Below are 1,840 nucleotides of genomic sequence, written 5' to 3'. Positions count from 1 at the left end.
CGCTCGCCCCAAGGCCGCATACACGACTGCAACCGCACCGCTTGCCGGAAAACCATTTACTCGGTCACTTGCAAAGGGAGTCCATACACGAATTGTTAGATTTGCGCCCTGTCATCGTCTTTGTCGCAGCTCCTGAGACTATGGTACTGTAGGATCACGCCGCACACAAAAGAGATATTAACCATATGATTTCATTGGAAATTTGCGCAGGCGCTGGCGGTCAGGCTCTCGGTGTTGATTTGGCTGGCTTTGAGCATGTATGCCTTGTTGAGATTGACCGGCACGCTTGCCAGACATTGCGAGCGAATAGGCCGAATTGGCTTGTTGAGGAAATGGACTTGCGGTCATTCTCTGCGCTCAACTATCGGGGCGTAGACTTACTGGCGGGAGGTGTGCCCTGTCCGCCCTTTTCAAAAGCAGGCAAGCAGCTGGGGAATGAGGATGATCGCGATTTATTCCCGGAAGCTCTTAGGCTAATTGCGGAGTCAAAGCCTCGCGCAGTCATGTTGGAAAATGTGCGTGGTATTTTGGATGCCATTTTTGATGATTATCGTGCAAAGTTGATCCGTGACTTGTCTAAGCTTGGCTATCACGCTGAATGGCGACTCTTAAATGCCAGTGATTATGGGGTGTCGCAGCTTAGGCCGAGGGTGATTTTCGTGGCGCTCCGAAAAGATCTGTCATGTCACTTTGACTGGCCTGAACAAAACTTAGTGCAGCCTAAAACGGTTGGCGAGTTGCTTAAAGATTTGATGAAGTCAAATGGATGGCGCGGGGCAGACGGTTGGGCGAAATACGCATCTGATATTGCTCCCACACTCGTAGGAGGTAGTAAAAAACATGGTGGGCCTGATCTCGGCCCTACGCGCGCTAGAAATGCTTGGGCATCTCTTGGCGTTGATGGAAGGGGGCTGGCCGATGCTGCGCCGGATAAAAATTTTGTTGGAATGCCCCGGCTGACGACTAGGATGACCGCACGTATTCAAGGATTTCCAGATGATTGGTTGTTCGCTGGAGGAAAAACGGCAGCGTATCGCCAAATCGGGAACGCATTTCCACCGCCCGTAGCCAAGGCTGTTTCTGGCGCGATTTTTAAGGCGTTAGAAATAAGTTCGAAACAACGTGCGAAGAAGGTTGGCTGAATATGTCAGAAAAACGAGCAAAATACGGCGCAAAAGCAAAGCTGCGCAAGCATTTTCTGTCAAATATTGGACGAATTATGGACTCTGACGAATTGCGTGAAATTGCAGATAACCAGTCAGAATGGGCGCGAAGAGTACGCGAGTTGCGGAATGAAGAGGGTTATCAGATTTTAACCCATAATGACAGGGCGAATTTGAAGCCAGGGCAATACCTTCTTGAAACACCAAAACCGATTCCTGCGTTTGACAGAGCGATTTCAAAAGAAACTCGCGCGTTTGTTTTAGATAGAAACGGCAATACCTGCCAAATGTGCGGTGCTGTTGCTGGTGAGCCACACCCGTACGATTCAACGCGCACTACTAGACTCCACATGGGGCATGTGATTGATAAGAGTTTGGGGGGAACTGATGATGCCTCCAACTTAAAGGCGATTTGCTCTGTGTGTAATGAGGGTGCCTCAAACGCGACCTTGCCGCGACCGGACTTGATGAAGTTGCTTGTAAATGTGCGGCGTGCAACTGCGCAAGATCAGCTGGAAGTCCTGAAGTGGCTCAAGAAAAAGTTCCCGAACAGCGCCTGAATCTTGCCGCGCAAATCTAACTCATGTTCGGCAACTATGGGCGCGCCGAAGGTCGCTTCTACCTGTCGGGCGGGTTCGACGAGCGCTGGTCGGCGAGCATCGCGGGTGCGATCACCG

2 protein-coding genes are annotated in these 1,840 nt (G+C 50.9%); both read left to right on the top strand.

The genetic code is table 11. The features are described from left to right. The first annotated feature begins 185 nt into the window (after positions 1-185). Positions 186-1,142 carry a DNA cytosine methyltransferase gene (locus FBQ85_29880; GenBank protein MDL1879341.1) on the top strand — a complete coding sequence of 319 codons (957 nt, stop codon included), beginning with the start codon at positions 186-188 and terminating at the stop codon, positions 1,140-1,142. A 77-nt stretch (positions 1,143-1,219) separates the two neighbouring features. Further along, positions 1,220-1,723, top strand: coding sequence for an HNH endonuclease (locus FBQ85_29875; GenBank protein MDL1879340.1), 504 nt, complete (start codon positions 1,220-1,222; stop codon positions 1,721-1,723). The last annotated feature ends 117 nt before the right edge of the window (positions 1,724-1,840 follow it).

The organism is Cytophagia bacterium CHB2, from assembly GCA_030263535.1.
Classification (GTDB): Bacteria; Zhuqueibacterota; Zhuqueibacteria; order Zhuqueibacterales; family Zhuqueibacteraceae; genus Coneutiohabitans.
This window is presented reverse-complemented; position numbering and strand designations above follow the sequence as displayed.